General features: G+C 40.9%; 16 protein-coding genes and 1 pseudogene. 13 read left to right on the top strand and 4 right to left on the bottom strand.

The genetic code is table 11. The features are described 5' to 3' along the window. The 4 genes and pseudogenes from AC1DLM_RS31920 to gndA form a co-directional block, all read left to right on the top strand. Positions 1-417: pseudogene (locus AC1DLM_RS31920) on the top strand (glucose-6-phosphate dehydrogenase); the annotation flags it as partial. Continuing rightward, positions 401-2,395, top strand: a complete 1,995-nt coding sequence (gene tkt, locus AC1DLM_RS31915) for a transketolase (RefSeq protein ID WP_477572228.1) — start codon at positions 401-403, stop codon at positions 2,393-2,395. The pseudogene AC1DLM_RS31920 and the gene tkt, both read left to right, overlap by 17 nt. A gap of 55 nt (positions 2,396-2,450) precedes the next feature. Then, positions 2,451-3,119: a fructose-6-phosphate aldolase gene (gene fsa / locus AC1DLM_RS31910; RefSeq protein WP_441992497.1), complete on the top strand. Its 669-nt coding sequence runs from the start codon at positions 2,451-2,453 to the stop codon at positions 3,117-3,119. A gap of 33 nt (positions 3,120-3,152) precedes the next feature. Beyond that, the gene (gndA, locus tag AC1DLM_RS31905) at positions 3,153-4,574 is read left to right on the top strand and encodes an NADP-dependent phosphogluconate dehydrogenase (RefSeq protein WP_477572227.1); all 1,422 of its coding nucleotides are present in this window, start codon (positions 3,153-3,155) and stop codon (positions 4,572-4,574) included. A gap of 140 nt (positions 4,575-4,714) precedes the next feature. On the opposite strand, the gene AC1DLM_RS31900 is transcribed toward gndA, so the two are convergent. After that, positions 4,715-4,864: a hypothetical protein gene (locus tag AC1DLM_RS31900; RefSeq protein ID WP_477572226.1), complete on the bottom strand. Its 150-nt coding sequence runs from the start codon at positions 4,862-4,864 to the stop codon at positions 4,715-4,717. A gap of 256 nt (positions 4,865-5,120) precedes the next feature. On the opposite strand from AC1DLM_RS31900, the gene AC1DLM_RS31895 reads away from it, so the two are divergent. From AC1DLM_RS31895 to AC1DLM_RS31870, 6 genes are all read left to right on the top strand, one after another. Then, on the top strand, positions 5,121-5,690 hold the full coding sequence (locus AC1DLM_RS31895) for an SF0329 family protein (protein WP_441992495.1): 570 nt from the start codon (positions 5,121-5,123) through the stop codon (positions 5,688-5,690). Between the two features lie 321 nt (positions 5,691-6,011). Continuing rightward, positions 6,012-6,596 carry an undecaprenyl-diphosphatase gene (locus tag AC1DLM_RS31890; protein ID WP_477572225.1) on the top strand — a complete coding sequence of 195 codons (585 nt, stop codon included), beginning with the start codon at positions 6,012-6,014 and terminating at the stop codon, positions 6,594-6,596. A 249-nt stretch (positions 6,597-6,845) separates the two neighbouring features. Continuing rightward, positions 6,846-8,138, top strand: a complete 1,293-nt coding sequence (locus AC1DLM_RS31885; protein WP_477572224.1) for a polysaccharide deacetylase family protein — start codon at positions 6,846-6,848, stop codon at positions 8,136-8,138. Positions 8,139-8,324: 186 nt separating this feature from the next. Next, positions 8,325-8,531: an ATP-binding cassette domain-containing protein gene (locus AC1DLM_RS31880; protein ID WP_477572223.1), complete on the top strand. Its 207-nt coding sequence runs from the start codon at positions 8,325-8,327 to the stop codon at positions 8,529-8,531. A gap of 242 nt (positions 8,532-8,773) precedes the next feature. Beyond that, complete coding sequence (locus tag AC1DLM_RS31875) at positions 8,774-9,940, top strand: CapA family protein (protein WP_477572222.1); 1,167 nt, start codon at positions 8,774-8,776, stop codon at positions 9,938-9,940. A gap of 758 nt (positions 9,941-10,698) precedes the next feature. Next, positions 10,699-10,863, top strand: a complete 165-nt coding sequence (locus tag AC1DLM_RS31870; protein ID WP_441992489.1) for a hypothetical protein — start codon at positions 10,699-10,701, stop codon at positions 10,861-10,863. A gap of 3 nt (positions 10,864-10,866) precedes the next feature. Here AC1DLM_RS31870 and AC1DLM_RS31865 read toward each other — a convergent pair whose 3' ends face one another. Then, a complete protein-coding gene (locus AC1DLM_RS31865) occupies positions 10,867-11,571 on the bottom strand; it encodes a DUF421 domain-containing protein (RefSeq protein WP_441992488.1) in 705 nt (234 codons plus the stop codon). A gap of 174 nt (positions 11,572-11,745) precedes the next feature. Here AC1DLM_RS31865 and AC1DLM_RS31860 point away from each other — a divergent pair, with 174 nt between their 5' ends. Then, positions 11,746-12,504, top strand: a complete 759-nt coding sequence (locus tag AC1DLM_RS31860; RefSeq protein WP_477572221.1) for a polysaccharide deacetylase family protein — start codon at positions 11,746-11,748, stop codon at positions 12,502-12,504. 256 nt (positions 12,505-12,760) lie between these two features. Here AC1DLM_RS31860 and AC1DLM_RS31855 read toward each other — a convergent pair whose 3' ends face one another. Continuing rightward, complete coding sequence (locus AC1DLM_RS31855; protein ID WP_477572220.1) at positions 12,761-13,225, bottom strand: VOC family protein; 465 nt, start codon at positions 13,223-13,225, stop codon at positions 12,761-12,763. Positions 13,226-13,326: 101 nt separating this feature from the next. Here AC1DLM_RS31855 and AC1DLM_RS31850 point away from each other — a divergent pair, with 101 nt between their 5' ends. Next, positions 13,327-14,253, top strand: coding sequence for a helix-turn-helix transcriptional regulator (locus tag AC1DLM_RS31850; protein ID WP_477572219.1), 927 nt, complete (start codon positions 13,327-13,329; stop codon positions 14,251-14,253). Positions 14,254-14,664: 411 nt separating this feature from the next. Here AC1DLM_RS31850 and AC1DLM_RS31845 read toward each other — a convergent pair whose 3' ends face one another. After that, on the bottom strand, positions 14,665-15,264 hold the full coding sequence (locus AC1DLM_RS31845; protein ID WP_477572218.1) for a 50S ribosomal protein L25: 600 nt from the start codon (positions 15,262-15,264) through the stop codon (positions 14,665-14,667). A 443-nt stretch (positions 15,265-15,707) separates the two neighbouring features. On the opposite strand from AC1DLM_RS31845, the gene AC1DLM_RS31840 reads away from it, so the two are divergent. After that, a partial coding sequence (locus AC1DLM_RS31840; protein ID WP_477572217.1) for an FtsW/RodA/SpoVE family cell cycle protein occupies positions 15,708-16,774 on the top strand: 1,067 nt, incomplete at its 3' end.

The raw sequence follows: 16,774 nt of genomic DNA, 5'->3' as shown, positions 1-16,774 counted from the left end.
GATCTCTTGATCATAGAAATTGGTCCCGAGGAAGGCATTTACTTTCTTAAAAGTCAATCGGATCTGGAGTTTACAGACGTTGAAACATCGCTCAGAAGCCAACTAAGCTTCATGAAAAAAGGAGTAAACGTTAAGGATGCCTATGAAACACTCATTCATGATGCGTTACTTGGCGATAAAACCTACTTTACCCATTGGAATGAAGTGGAATTGTCATGGGAATGGGTACAGCCTATCTTAGACGCTTATCAAGATAATCTGATCCCGCTTCATATCTACCCAGCAGGATCATACGGACCGCAAGAAGCTAATGAATTGCTTGAGAGAGACGGCTTCCATTGGTGGTTCGATTCAAAAAAAGTATCAAATAACGATGCAACCAAAGGAGAGTCCTATACTTATGAATACACCAATTGATCAACTATCCGTGAACACGATTCGAACTTTATCGATCGATGCGATCAACAGAGCAAATTCGGGACATCCTGGACTGCCGATGGGAGCAGCCCCGATGGCCTACGCATTATGGGCAAAACATTTAAAACATAATCCATTCCACGCCAAATGGTTTAATCGCGATCGATTCGTTTTGTCCGCGGGACACGGCTCAGCACTTCTCTATAGTTTGCTGCATGTATCGGGGTATCAGGTGTCGATAGATGATCTAAAACAATTTCGTAAACTTGAAAGTAAAACGCCAGGCCATCCGGAATATGGGCATACAGATGGTGTTGACGCAACGACAGGTCCTTTAGGACAAGGGATTGCGATGGCTGTAGGGATGGCAATGGCTGAAGCGCATTTGGCCGCGAAATTTAACAAAGATACCTTCCCGGTCATTGACCATTATACGTATGCACTTGTTGGAGACGGCTGCCTGATGGAGGGCATCTCCTACGAAGCGATGTCGATGGCTGGACATATGAAGCTGGATAAATTGATCGTTTTATATGATTCCAATGATATTTCCTTAGATGGGGCTCTTAATGTTTCATATTCCGATCAGGCAAAGTTACGAGCAGAGTCTGCGAATTGGCAATACTTGCGAGTTGAGGATGGCAATGATATCGCGGAAATCACGAAAGCGATCGAACTTGCAAAGCAAGATACCACGAGACCTGCTTTAATCGAAATACGAACGATCATTGGGTATGGAAGCCCTAAAGTTGCAGGAACGAATAAAGCACATGGTAACCCACTCGGGGCCGAAGAAGCCAAAGCGACAAAAGAATTCTACGGTTGGCAGCATGATGAATTCACTGTTCCTGACGATGTTCAGTCTCACTTTGATCATTTGAAGCTTCTCGGACATGCTAAGGAAGATGAATGGAATCAACTGATCGTTTCATATAAAACGTCGTATCCAGAACTTGGACTAGAACTTGAGAATGCCATAGAAGGGAAAGTCCTGATTGAAACTTCGGATATTCTGACATTTGATGAATCGAAAACCATATCCACTCGTGTAGCTAGTGGGAACGCGATTAATCATTTTCTGAAACATGTACCTTCTTTGTTCGGTGGAAGCGCCGATTTATCGCATTCGACGATGACAGATATCATTGGAGAAAAAACTTTCGGCGCAGGCTCCTATGAAGGACGAAATGTATATTTCGGGGTACGTGAGCACGCGATGGGTGCGGCAGGTAACGGCATGGCCTTGCATGGCGGCGTTATCCCTTTTGTAAGTACTTTCTTCGTTTTTAGTGATTATCTGCGACCGTCCATTCGATTGGCTGCCTTGCAGAAACTGCCAATTATTTATGTATTCACGCATGATTCGATTGCAGTTGGCGAGGATGGCCCGACACATGAGCCTGTCGAGCACTTGGCTGCTCTGAGGACGATTCCCGGCCTAACAGTTATTCGGCCGAGTGACGCCAACGAGACAGCGAGCGCATGGGCGTATGCTTTGCAGAACAAKAATGGGCCGGTAGCACTTGTGCTAAGTAGACAAAACCTTCCCGTTTACAGTGCAACGAAAGCAAATTTGGTAGAGGTGAAGAAGGGTGCTTACATTTTGACGGAAACCAACGATCGTCCAGATCTGATTCTGATCAGTACCGGATCCGAAGTTTCCTTGGCTGTGAATGCGAAACGAGAGTTAGAGAAGGATCAACTATCTGTCAGAGTCGTAGCCATGCCTAGTATGGAAATTTTTGAACGTCAGACAGCTGCTTATAAAGAAACCGTTCTTCCTGCTTCCGTCACCAAACGCATATCAATTGAAGCTGGTATTTCAATGGGGTGGGAGCGTTATGTTGGTCCGCAAGGACAAATGATCGCGATCCAAACTTTTGGTGCATCGGGCTCAGGACCTGATGTCATGGCATATTTCGGATTCTCTGTAGATAACGTCGTTCATTTATCGAAAGAGCTTCTAAGTCATTCGTAATGACCAACTGGCTCACAGTTCAAAAACTAACTTAAATTTATGGAGGTAATTTATTATGAAACTTTTCATCGACAGCGCAAATGTAGCGGATATCAAGAAAGCATATAAAGTTGGAGTTCTGTCTGGAGTGACGACTAACCCATCCTTGGTAGCCAAAGAAGGCGTGAAATTCGAGGATCGCATCGAAGAAATTTTGAAATTAGTGCCTAAAGTCGAATCCGTATCGGCAGAAGTTACGCCAGATGCCGAAACGGCTGAAGAAATGATTGCTCAAGCGGAAGAGCTTATCAAGATTAACAATTACGATAAGAACATTACGATTAAATTACCAATGACATTGGATGGCTTAGAAGCTTGCCGTTATTTAACCGATAAGGGTATCAAAACAAACGTGACTTTGATCTTCACCGTAAATCAAGCCTTATTGGCTGCTCGAGCTGGTGCTACCTATGTTTCGCCATTCTTAGGTCGTCTTGATGATATATCCGAAGACGGCGTACAACTCGTCGTCAAGATTGCTGAGCTATTCCGAATTCATAACTTAGATGCACAAATCATCGCCGCATCTGTTCGTCATCCCGATCATGTCACACGTGTAGCCATGGCAGGCGCACATATTGCAACGGTGCCGTTCAGCGTCATTGAACAAATTTCCAAGCATCCCTTAACGGATCAAGGGCTTGAGAAATTCGCGGCAGATTGGAAAAAAGCAGTTAAAGGCTGATTAGACATCAGATCATTCGGGGAGGTACTAACAATGAATAAACAGCAAATTGGCGTCGTTGGATTAGCCGTAATGGGGAAGAACTTAGCTTTGAATATTGAAAGTAAAGGCTTCTCGGTAGCTTTGTATAACCGTTCTCCCGAGAAAACGAAGGAGTTAGTGGAGGAAGCGCAAGGCAAGAATTTTATTGGCACGTATAGTATGGAAGAATTCGTCCAATCGCTTGAAACGCCACGTAAAATATTAATTATGGTAAAAGCGGGAAAACCAACAGATGATACTATTGATCAGCTTGTCCCTTACCTTAGTCAAGGGGATATACTCATCGACGGTGGCAATGCCTTTTTCCCTGATACACAAAGAAGAAATAAGGATCTACAAGCGAAAGGATTCCGCTTTATTGGTGCAGGTGTTTCAGGCGGTGAGGAGGGAGCCCTGAATGGTCCGGCGATTATGCCAGGCGGCCAAAAGGACGCGTATGAACTTGTTGAGCCTATCTTGACTRCAATTTCGGCAAAGGTGAATGGCGATCCGTGCTCGACGTATATCGGAGAAGATGGGGCTGGTCATTATGTCAAAATGGTACACAATGGGATCGAATACGGAGACATGCAGCTCATAGGCGAAGCGTATCACTTGCTAAAGGATGTACTGAACTTAACTACTAGTGAGCTTCATGAGATTTTCACCGAATGGAACAATGGTGAGCTGGATAGTTATTTAATGGAAATCACGGCTGACATTTTCTCGAAGATAGATCCGGATACAGGCAAACCGATGGTAGATGTCATTCTCGATTCGGCCGGACAAAAAGGTACCGGAAAATGGACAAGTCAAAGTGCATTGGATTTAGGGGTTCCATTGTCCATTATTACTGAATCCGTGTTCGCGCGGTTCATCTCGGCTATGAAAGAAGAACGTGTAGCGGCGAGCAAACGACTTAGTGGACCAGCGGTATCAAGCTTTGATGGAGAACCTAAGGCGTTCATCGAAGCCGTTCGCCAAGCTTTGTACGCCAGTAAAATTGCTTCCTATGCACAAGGCTTTGCTCAAATGAGAGCTGCTTCCGATGAATATAATTGGAATCTGAACTATGGCAGCATTGCGATGATTTTCCGCGGAGGCTGTATTATTCGTGCAAGATTTTTACAAAATATAAAAGACGCTTATGATCGGGATCCAGCTCTGAAAAACCTTTTATTAGATGGATATTTCGGTGAAATCGTTACTAACTATCAAGGTGCTTGGAGAAAAGTAATTGCGATTGCCGTAACGAGAGGGATACCCATTCCAGGGTTTGCTTCCGCTCTAGCATATTACGACAGCTATCGTACAGAGCGATTGCCGGCTAATTTGCTACAAGCGCAAAGAGATTATTTTGGAGCGCATACGTTCGAGCGAATTGATAAAGAGGGAAGTTATCATTTTCAATGGATGGAAAATAACGAAGAATAAATTTAAGGTTTAAAACAGAATTACCGTTTAGCCGCGTATTTGGTATGAGGGAATACCAAATACGCGGCTTTTTGTTGTGCAACTTAAGCACTGAGAATGACTTGATTCACCAACCTCGCGGAGTACACTAACTAGACGATTTAAGCCTTCCGTGCTTTCAACATCATGTAGCTTCCCTCGAAGCTGAGTAGTTTGCCGTTCTCGCTACGGACCTTAAGCTGCTGCCGATCCGCTTCTGGCAAGTTTAGCATGATTTGGGCTAGCGACATTATGAGAAGCGTTAGCTCCAAATTGGGCTTTCACCTGTTCCTTCGTATCCATTTCATCAATCCCCAAATGTTTCATTGTTTGAAACTGAGTTTCTAAAAATGAACTTACAATGCAAACATACCATGCTTAAATACGAGTTCTAGTACATTCTCAAATATAGAGGAGGGAGGATTGGGTTTAAGGTTGTTTTTTGACTGTTGTGTTGGTTATTGTATTATGGATATTAGAACGAGTGCCTCGATGGTTGATTTATAAAATAAAACAAAGGAGGATAACATGGCCTGGAGCAAATTGAAACAACAACTGGAGAGCTTTCTCAGTCCAGCGCTATTTGGAAGGGTCGAATACCTTTCAACGAGCTACCGCTATTTACCAGATAAAGCGGGACTTTGTTATATTGCGGTAGATAAAAAGAACGTACTCAACATGAGTAATACCTTAATCAGATGGTATCAGACGGAGTTGGAAATTAAGAATGATTCAGATATCCAGATTCCTATTAACAATGAAGAAATCGAAGCAGTTAGAAAAGATACGAAAGGGAGTGTTCCGGAGGATCGTTTAAAAGTAATAGCAAGAAGTAGAAAAATATCGGAATATGCAAAAGAGCTTTTGTTAGCACAGTCATCATTAAGTAAATCAAATTTCGTCGTCATAGCTAATAAGTTTTTATCCAGTTCAATAGAGGAAAGTATAGAGAGCAATGATATCTTATTGAATATTCTAGCTTTGGTTGACAGACGAGTTGGAAAAAAGCGAATTTTAAACATGACCGAGAAGATGAAGTTGAAGCATCCAATTGTACAGTATTTCTTTGAACTAAGACTTCGTACATATGAAAATTAATAACTCACTTTCCTCCAAACGGGAGGGCAAAGGTACCATCAATCTATTCACCGTCGAAGAGGACTCCGAAAGGAGTTCTTTTCTTCAATCGCCTGTCAAACGTTCCGCACCGCAATACTTGTATCCAGGCCTCAAAGACAATATTGAAATAGTTATGGAAGGATTAAAACAGCAAAAAGAAGATTATCGCTGTAAAGATTCAGGACATTCCTAGGGATGTCCTGATTTTTTTTGAATCGCAAACACAGTTTCCTCATCTGTTTTTAATCTTGCTTTAGTAAGCTTGCAACCAGATTAAAATAATGATTGAAGGAGTTACTTATGAATTTAGCTCAATTAGACTACCAATGGTTTCAAACGATTAATCACTTTGCCGATAGGTGCTCTGCGTTGAATCCTCTGGTCGCATTCTTTGCCAACAATTTAGATTATGTATTCTACTTAGGCGTTATTGTTTATTGGTTTATTCGAACCCAGGATAATCGGAAAATGGTAGTGAATACGCTCCTTTCAGCCGGCATAGCATTAGGAGTCAATAACATTATTGGTGCGATTTATCATCGGGATCGTCCGTTCGTGGCTCATCATGTCATCCAATTAGTTCAACACGATGCATCAGCTTCTTTTCCCAGTAATCATGCAGCTGCAGCTTTTGCGGTAGCGTCCTCCATTTGGCTTTGGCGCCGAAAAGAAGGACGGATTTGGTTCGTTCTTGCCGCGATCATCGGATTTTCCCGGATATGGTCTGGGATTCACTATCCATTGGATATAGTAGGAGGCGCGATTTCTGGTACTGTCATAGGAATCATCGTTAATAAGACTATGCGTCAGCGAGTGTTGGAAGAGTTTTCGGTTTCCTTCATCCGTCTTTATGAATTCATTGAACATAAGGTATGGAAACCTTAACAGACTAACTTAAGAATAACTTAATATTTAGTTCTTAGATAAGTCCACAATAACTTAAATATAATAATTATTATGATGAGATTAATTTTCGAAATATTTGTAATACCGAAGTACCAGGCAGTGTAAACTAACATAATACAACTTATTTTTCTGAAAAAGTATTGCCTTTATCAGTTATCGTATAATTGATCTCTCTCTAGAAAGAATGTGATTGGCTTGCAACCATTGTTATGGAGCATTTTCTTAGTATTGCTTCTATATACAATTTTGCCTACTCTAACAGTTCGTTTACTTGGTTTATGGGTGTACAAAAAGAAAGTGACCAGGGACGGCATAGCACTAACCTTTGACGATGGTCCTGATCCRGATTTTACACCGCAATTGTTGGATATTCTCTCCAAATATCAGATCATAGCTACTTTCTTTGTACTTGGGTCTAAAGCAGAGAAGTATCCAGAGCTCATCCAACGTATTCACCACGAAGGTCATCTGATTGGCATTCATAATTATGTCCATTGGACGAACGCATTTATGACACCACAAAAAGTTCGAAAGCAATTGAAAGATTCTGTAGCGGCGATTGAGAACATTATTGGGGTAACACCGATATATTATCGTCCTCCTTGGGGTATAATTAATATCTTTGACTTATTTTTAGTACATCGATTTCGTTTGGTCTTCTGGTCATTAATGGTCAAAGATTGGAGAAGCCATGGAGGCACTGAGCGAATAAAATCAAAGTTACTTGCCAAACTACAATCCAATCATATTATCGTGCTTCATGACAGTGGGCAGACTTTTGGGGCGAATAGAGATGCTCCTCATTATATGTTGGATGCCCTCGATGCTTTCCTTGAAATCTGCACACAGAGAAGGGTTACCTTTCTACGCATAGATACTTATTTGCATTTACTTCAATTTAAAAAGCGAGCACCTGGTCGGCGTACAAAGAAATTTCTCATTTTCATCTGGTTAAAATGGGAGCGTGTTTTCCATTGGCTATTCAATATTCGGCCAATTGACGTGGATAATCAAATTTTCTATAGCCGTGTACGCAAATATCACGGGAAAACGATCCAATTGGGAAGTGGGGAAGAGCTGAATTCCGGAGATCTGGTTATTGAACTTCATTTTAATAATGAGAAACTACATCAATTGATTACCGAATCTGACTCTTTGTTTCAACTTGCTGTACAAATGAAACAGGCTGTAAAGAGCTTTATGCCCACGCTCACACAACATGTTCAATTCATACCTGAAAAGGTTAAAGCAATTTACGGAATCACTATGATACATAGAGGTTCTAAACAATTAGGTTTTACCTTGACAGAACTACCAAAAGGTATATTTAGCAGAGTTACACAGTTTTATTTAAAGTTGTTACTATACCTTCTGCATCCAAACGGAAGAGATCGAKTAAAAATGAAAAGTGAACTATTGTCTCCGAGAATTGCCACTATTTCTACGCAGGAGCTCTATAAGAAGTACGCGGGTTCTGTGGAACTAATAGCAATCTCGGAACATGCGCTTCCGATCAGTTAGGATGATTTGTATCAAACAGACAGGGTCCAATAGCTTTGCTTTAATGAGGCAGGTACTGGTCACATGGTATCTGCTTTTTGGTATGCGGAGAAATGTTGACAGGCGCTTCTAGAGCTATGCCATGGCATCCTGAGGGAAAAAGCGCTGAATCAGAAGGTTGTTCTCGCATTAGACACCTTCGAGGACATGACAGCGCTGCCGAAGCTTACGGGGGMGATTACTTTTGAACGCGTATCGTTTCGCTATCATTCCAACGGGAAGAATATTCTGCAGAACATTACGTTCKACATGGCACCAGGCCAAACGACTGTAACTGTCGGTCGAAGCGGGTCAGGAAAATCGACCTTGGCGAATTTACTGCTTAAGCTATATGCGCCAAGCATGAGCAGCTAATGCTGGAAAAAGGTCTTTATTACATGCTCGTTAGTCAGCCGTTAGAATAAGCGGAACTGAAAGTTAATTGAAGGTACTCCATACAACGATAATTAATAGGTGGGGATATTGACGAATTTGTTCCAAATCCCGATCCAAGAAAATGAGGCTTTTTGTGACGGAAATTACGTCCAAAGAGCTTTTTCACGATTACCCGGTTAGATGTTAAATCTAAGACGTAATTCAGCCATCAGAGCCTCAGCTTGCTGTGGATCTTCATTCAGCAGTTTCCTGTATGTCAGCATCCAATTCAACGTTACATGCATATGATCGTATTCGTCCTTCCTGCGCTCGATCTCATTGATCTTCTGAAGAATCCATTCTATTACTTCTTGGTTCGTGCGAGTAAAGCTCAAGCCTATCCAGGCTTGGGCTTTTTGGCGGTACCGAGGGTGCCCAACTTACAAGCATTTTGCTTTTCTATCGCATATGGTGTAACCATGAAAGGAGTGGCTGGATTGATACAAATTACAATCGCAGCAGTCGGGGATTTGTTGATGAAAAAGCAGATGATCGCCTCGGCCGCACGTGAAGGCGGATTCGTCCCTATATTTTCAAAAGTGAAACCCTATCTGCGGAAATCCGATTTAACTATTGGTAATCTGGAGACGACCTTTTCCGGCAACAATTTCCGCGAAGAGCCCGGAAAACTGTTGTTCAACTCCCCGGACAAATTCGCTGCTGCGCTCCGGAACTTGGGCTTCAATGTATTAGGAACAGCCAATAACCATTGTATGGACGGGAAACTATCCGGTTTGAGGCGGACATTAAACGTCCTCGATCGACACGGTCTGCGACATACTGGCACGTATCGCTCCTCTCGGGATGCCCGCCAGAAACTGATTGTTAACGTAAAGGGAATAAAAATTGGAATATTGGCTTATACGAAAGGAACGAACGGGATCCTAGTCCCGGAGCCGTGGTTAGTTAATCGACTAGATCAGAAAAAAATAATAGCGGACGTCCGCAGCTTGAAGAGTAGAACAGATTTTATCATCGCCTGTCTACATTTCGGGAAAGAATTTCGAACTTATCCCGACCGCAACCAAATCCAGCTCATGCAGGTGTTGTTTAAAAATGGTGTGAATGTAGTGTTGGGAGCGCATCCACATGTACTGCATCCGGTAAGAATGTTTAAGGTGAAAGACATCGACGGACTCACTAGAAATCGGGTAGCGGCGTCCTCTCTAGGGAATTTCGTCTCCACCGAAATTCCCCGGCATACCGCTAGACTGCGAGGAACAATCTTGATGCTAACCTTAACGAAAAATGCAAAAGGGATAACGGATGTGTTGAAAATATCATCTGTGCCAACCCGCATTTTGCAAAAAGTAGGGAAGAAAAAAGTATATCGGGTTGTGCCGAATTAAGGCTCGCACATTGAAGGGAAATCATCAAGTAGCTATCCAAGTGGATTGGTTGTCTTACCTCAAGTAACGTGCAGAATAGCGTGGTGACGTGAGGAAGCAGTTAAGTTAAAGCCGTACGCGTGGAAAGAGGTAAGGGGAATATCCCCATACCTCTTGATGTATTTTTAACTAACAAGTATTCCTCTTATTGCACCAGCGATCACAAAAACCCATGGAGGCAATATCCAAAATACGAGCAAAATAAATAAAATAGCAGCTAAAGCAAACAAGCAACCTTCGTTGCCGTTGAGATCCATTCGGAATTGGCTAGTTATGCGCAAGAGTTTAGCTGGCATGAGCGGTTAAGCGCCTCAGAGAACTTGGATGAAATTAAGAAGTTGCTTATCCATATTATGGATAGTTGGAGAAACGTAGTCATGGCAGCGATCGTTCGGATTTAATCCTACTTGGGGCGAGCATAGTTTTAGGCAAGCGATTACTCGTTTAACGAGATATTACAATCGCTTCTTGAGTGAAACTGAATACAACTTGTATTTATCAGCCGCTGAGCAAATATCCTCATGGATGGTTACTCTTCATAAAGATAGAAATATAAAGTCCTAGAATTGTATGTGCTATATCATAAAGGAAATATCCAAACCCACATCTTCCAAAATCGATCGGATGGGGCTCCCGCACAAAGAGAGTTAGTCATCAAGGGTTACGAGAGTATTAGGAAACTAGAAGGTAATTGGTTTACAGTGTTAGAAGGGTTTGCGGTGATGGTGATGATTGAAAATTATTGTCACCATGCCCCTGATCCTAGGGAAACCGAGGGACTGAAAGCAGAACAACCATACGCCCTAGCTATTATAAACAATTACTTAAATGGAGAGCCATTTCTCTTTAATGCTATTGAAGTTAAAACTAACTTCTTTGAATGACGATTACTCCTGATCAATTGGATGCAGGATTTGATCCTGATATAGATCAATAAATAGTTTACCTTGCGTTCCTCTGATAGCGTAACAGACTTCTTCTGCTGTAACACCGAGCTGCTGTAGCTGCTTTGATAGCCATTCTTTCGATAAACCAATTTGCTGTAAATTATCTGCCATAATCTTTCCATCCATAACTAGTTCAACAGGAAACTGGATCTTTGTTGTGTTTGGCAAATGCAAATCCTTTTGTATAAGGGGACGATATTCTGGCTTTTTGAGCACCGATAGTTTCCCGTTAAGCTCTAAGATGGCATATTGTACTTCTTCGATATCAAAAATGTCCTTTTCTCGCAATTCTTGATTTAAAGTGTCGAGTGTAAATTGAATTTTTCTTAAGTTCTGTTCCAAAATTTTTCCATTTTCGATTACGACTGTCGGTTTTCCGGCAAACCATTTTCTGATTTTGCGGCTCTTCAAGGAAATAACAGAGATGAGATAGGCTATGCCACTGAAGATCAAAAAAGAAGTGATAAGATTCCAAGTCTTCAAGTGAGTATTAAAGGCTAAATTACCGATTATGGCCCCTAGAGTGATTGAAGCTACAAAATCATTGTAAGTCATTCGCGCTATCGTGTGTTTTCCGAGAACTCGCGTGATTAACATAATAAGTACGAAAGCAACCACCGTCCGGAGAATTGTTTCCAACAACATATCAACTATCCTCCCATGCTCATATGAGTACGTTGTTATTTTTTCATTTCCTAGAAAAAAAATACACGAGGACAATAATAATTTATTAAAGGATATTCGATCCATATAATGGAAGACTAGACAACATACCGATCAATCATACTAGGATCAAATCCTTTTAAGGGGGATGTATCCATGTATAAGAAACGTTTAGAATTCAAGGCAATTGTAGCTTTTCTTATTTTAGCAACGCTTACTTGTTGTCAGAATCCAACAGATCACGCAATGTATGTTTCACATCCTGTTTTAAGTGATCCGCAATGGCCCAAAAATGCCTATTTGACCTTTGATGACGGGCCTTCTGAGAATACAGAACGAATCTTACAAATTTTACGCAGATATAACGTTCATGCAACATTTTTTGTGATCGGAAATTCATCTCTCGAGGGAAAACGGTTATATCGACTTATCCATGCAGATGGACATGTCATTGGTAACCATACCTACACACATAACTATCATTCTCTTTATGAATCCGTTCAGGCGTTCTCCAAAGATACAGAGCGGCTCGAAAGGCTGTTGGAGCAAACGATCGGTGTAAGGTCGAACTTGCTCCGTTATCCAGGTGGATCTAATAATCTTGTTAGCCGACATTTCGGGGGCCCCAATATTATGCCGCGCATAATAAATGAAATGAGTAGGGAGGGCTACGATTATATGGATTGGAATGTGAGTTCCACCGATGCAGCTAGGACCGTTCAACCAAAGAATGAGATCATCGATGCTGTACTAAGTGCTAGTAAAAATAAGAAAGAAGCTATTATATTGATGCACGATGTCAAAGTGAAAACAACAACGGTCGAGGCTTTACCTACGATCATTGAAGGTTTGCTTAAGCAAGGATTTCATTTTAAAGTGTTAAGTAAGGACTCTTTTCATTATCAATTTCAGTAGCGTTTACTTATCCTTTGAATTGTTGTGATTTGAACGTTCAATTACTTTAGAACTTTAAGCAGACTGGCATACCTTAAGAATAAGTCTTCGAACTACGGGAATCATACCCACATTCACACTAGTTTTTTGTTGCTCTATAGCCCCTTTGAGTTTAATAGTGGCGAACTCGGCAACGGAAGTATCGAGGACGTGTCGGAATTGACCTTAAATGCAATAAAAAAATGGCCTTTAATTGAACAGGCCATTTTTTAACGAGTTACTGTTTGTTGGAAATAACTTTATCAAGGAACTTATTTGCGTCACTATTAAATTTCCATACAACACCAAATTTATCAGCTAACATCCCGAAGCAGGAAGACCAAGGCACCTCTGATAACGGCATGATAACATAACCACCTACAGACAAATTAGAAAAGTAATTTTCCAATGTTTGTTTATCATCAATAACGATACTAATTAGTATATTGTTTCCTTTAACTAACTCGCCAGTTACACCCTTCATTGAAGGCAGAAGATCTGACATCATGACTTTTCCACCTGCAAATTCGATTGAAGCTTCCATGATCATATTTAATTCATTTTCTGGCAATGGATAGTTTGGATCTTGGGGGAAATCGCTGAATTTTACCTTTTTCACCTCGATCGCATGTAAAGCCTCCGAATAAAATTCAATCGCTTGTTCTGCGATTCCATCAAAGTTTAAATATGTAATAGCTGACATAAAATATTACCTCCTTCTTGTGATAAATGTAGTATAATCCACAAAAGGTGACAGCAGTATGTCACTGTTCTTCGATGAAGTAGAGAAGAAGAGKGGGAAGTATGGACAAGGTTGAGAGATTAATTTCTATAATCATGATTTTGCTGAAAAAAAATGTCGTTACTGCAAATGAATTCGCACAATTATTTAACGTTTCCAAAAGGATGATTCTTCGTGATATGGAAACACTGAGTTTATCAAACATCCCGATCTATTCTATCAATGGAATCAATGGCGGATATTGTATGATGGATGAATACAAGGTTGATAAACGCCTTTTAAGCAACTCCGACTTGGAGAATATATTGACTGCGCTCGGCGGATTGGAACAAATTCTAGTTAGCAAAGAAGTTGAAGTGACTATAAAAAAAATAGAAGCCATGGTTAATCCATTGACTCCGAAAGGTTCAATCCATCTGTCTTTTTATGAGTGGGAGGGCCGGTCTGAAATTCTTCAAACCTTGAAATTATGCCAAGAATCGATATTAAAGAGAAAGTTAGTTTCATTTGATTACATAGATAAAAATGGCACCACTACAAATAGAATTGTGGAGCCATACTTGCTTCATTTTAGCGAAGCTAGCTGGTACTTGAAGGGATTCTGTTTACATCGTCAGAGATATAGAACATTTAAATTATCCAGGATCGATCATTTTCATATGGATGAAAACACATTTAACCCTAGAGTTTATTCATTGGAACAAGAACATGATGCAAGTTATCAACCGCAACTAGTCGCTATTAAGGCGTTGATTTCGCCTAGCATAAAAGATCAATTCATTGAAAGGTACGGTCGAAAGAGTATTGAAAACTATAGTTCTGACTATTTCTTAGCCACCATCCATGTTCCTCAGAATAGTATTGGCTTTCAATTCTTAGCAAGCCTCGGTACAAATATAGAAATCTTAGAGCCCAAAAAATATGTTGAAGAATTTCGTAATTATTTAAATAGAATGTTGGAGAAATATTCGTATTTGTTGAATGATTAAAAGGCTTATGGTTGGTAATCGCTGCGTTAACGGATAGATGAGAGTTCAAAGAAGGTAACGGCACTCTAAAAGGTGGATTGAGTTAACAAAGAKGGAGCACTGCTGCGGCAGTTGCTCCCTGTATGCATTGGAGAATTTAATCCTTCCCGAGATTTCGCATAATATTCTTCCAAACTGGCTATTAATGCGTTAAGATACTTCATTGGTTCTCTTGTCACCAGACAAATTACTCGATAGAATGTGAAGCCGCTACCGGAATTGCGGCCTTACTATATTGAATACCGCGCTGCCCGTACGCAAGCTTACATGGCTCATATGACCAGCTTTATTTTCGAAGGCGTATTAGAGATATTTCCGGAGCTGCAGGTAGCGTTTATCGAAGGCGGCGTTTCTGGGTCGCTCCTTACTTGATTAAACTTCTACCTTGCCTTCTCCTTCCGCGACATCGGCTGCAGGCTCAAGTGATTCATCAAGCTTCTGAGCTGCCAGGATGGTGACAAGTATTGCTTCCGGAACTGTTAAAATATCTACATCATTACCCGCAACCAAGTCGGAAACATGCAATTTGTCGCCTATGCTCAGCTTGCTGATATCCACATCCAATGAACTTGGCAGCTTATTTGGCATACAGCKAATCAGGACCTCATGCATCTCAATCTGCAGCATGCCGCCTTCTTTGGTGCCGAGGGGCTCTCCGCTGAAATGAACGGCCACAGCAGTCTCAAGCTTCTTTTTCATATTAATTTGCAGAAAATCGATATGCATCAATTGTCCGCTTAAACTGTCCTTTTGAACTTGATGAATCATCACGGGATGCTTTTTTTTGGAAGGCAGGACGACTTCCAGAATCGCGTGCGCATTGCTTTTAAGTGCGGAGCGGATTACTTTCTCCTCAACAGCTACATGCTCGTTTTTCATTCTGCTGCTGTATACGACTGCCGGAATYTGCCCTTGCTTTCTCATCTGTTTTAATTTACAGGTACGGTCTAATAGTTGAATAGAATTACTCATTACGAACACCTCCTGAACGATTATAAAAGCAGCTAAAAGCCCTATTATTACATACCCAATCCAGAGAAAGCTCAAACATCACCTTTTATTGGATTGCAGAATCTAAATACGTAGATGGTTTTCAGTTGCAATCCTTTCGGTAATCGTCTGGAGTTTCTTGAGTTAAACTAACGAGAAAGTATAGTTCAATCCCGACATGAAGGCAGCCGGACACGATCGGCTGCTTTTGTCTTTGAGGGACGGTCAGTTTAGTGCAACAAAAGCTCTAAATTCCCTTACTGGGTACAATCTGGATTCAGAAGAATGAAATTTAAGGAAAATTTAATAAATACCCTCCTTTTTATTAAACAGTTTTCTATATTCTTATATGTAGCTTTCTTAACTTATCCAGAAATAGGTGATTTATTATTGAGAATATCCTCGGAGGATCGCAATTAGCTTTCATGTTGAAAAGAATAATTAAAGGGCTGGATTTCATTATTTTGTCGCTGCTGCTCATCTTAATGATCATTAGTATATTCTGCATCTACAGCGCAACACTGACTGAGCCAGATTTTTCCCAATCATATATTAAAATGATGTATTTTTACGGTCTAGGATTTATGGTCTTATTTATAATGCTATTTTTTAACTATAAACTCTTATTGCGCTATTCGCCGATATATTATTTCATTGGGGTAGGATTGCTGGTCTTATTATTTTTTAAAGGGGATACACTCAACAATGCTCAGGGGTGGTTCATTCTTCCTGGTGGGATTGGCTTTCAACCGGCAGAGCTGTGTAAGCTCATTTTAATCTTGTTTTTATCATATTTTCTATCCAAAAGAGAAGTCGAGACGCATAGGCTGTTCAAGGAAATACTGCCTATGGGTGTTATAACATTAGTTCCTTTTCTCTTAGTTCTAATGCAACCAGATCTCGGTAATTCCATTGCGTATTTGGTTATTTTTATTGTGGTCTGCTGGTTCGGGCATATTAACTACAAGCATGCCTGGATAGGCCTAGTAATTATGATAGTCGTAATCGGAAGCTCCCTCTGGAGCTATATCGAATACCATGTGGAAGTAAAGCAATTCTTGGCATCCAAACATAAAGAGTACTGGTTGGATAGGGTGGATGCCGTCCTTTTGCCAGAGCAAGCTTCTGAAAAAGCAACTTATCACATGAAACAATCGGTCAAAGCAATCGGATCAGGCTCGTTAGAAGGAGATGGCTATCTGCATGGAACTTCGGTCCAGAGTGGTCAGGTTCCATATACCTATGCAGATTCCATATTCGTTGTAGTGGGAGAAGAATTTGGATTTGTTGGCGCATCTGCGTTACTCTTCCTTTATTTTCTTCTCATTTATCGAATGATCACTATCGCACTTAACATTCGAAGCCAAACAGGCATTTATATCATTGGTGGAATTTCTGCTATGTTTTTGTTTCAAGTTTTCGAAAACATCGGGATGCTGATCGGTATCATGCCGATTACGGGAATCACCCTTCCTTTTATAAGCTATGGAGG

The sequence above is a fragment of the Paenibacillus sp. 01T442 genome (assembly GCF_056398345.1).
The sequence above is the reverse complement of the archived record's forward strand: the minus strand, read 5'-3'. Positions and strand labels throughout refer to the sequence as shown.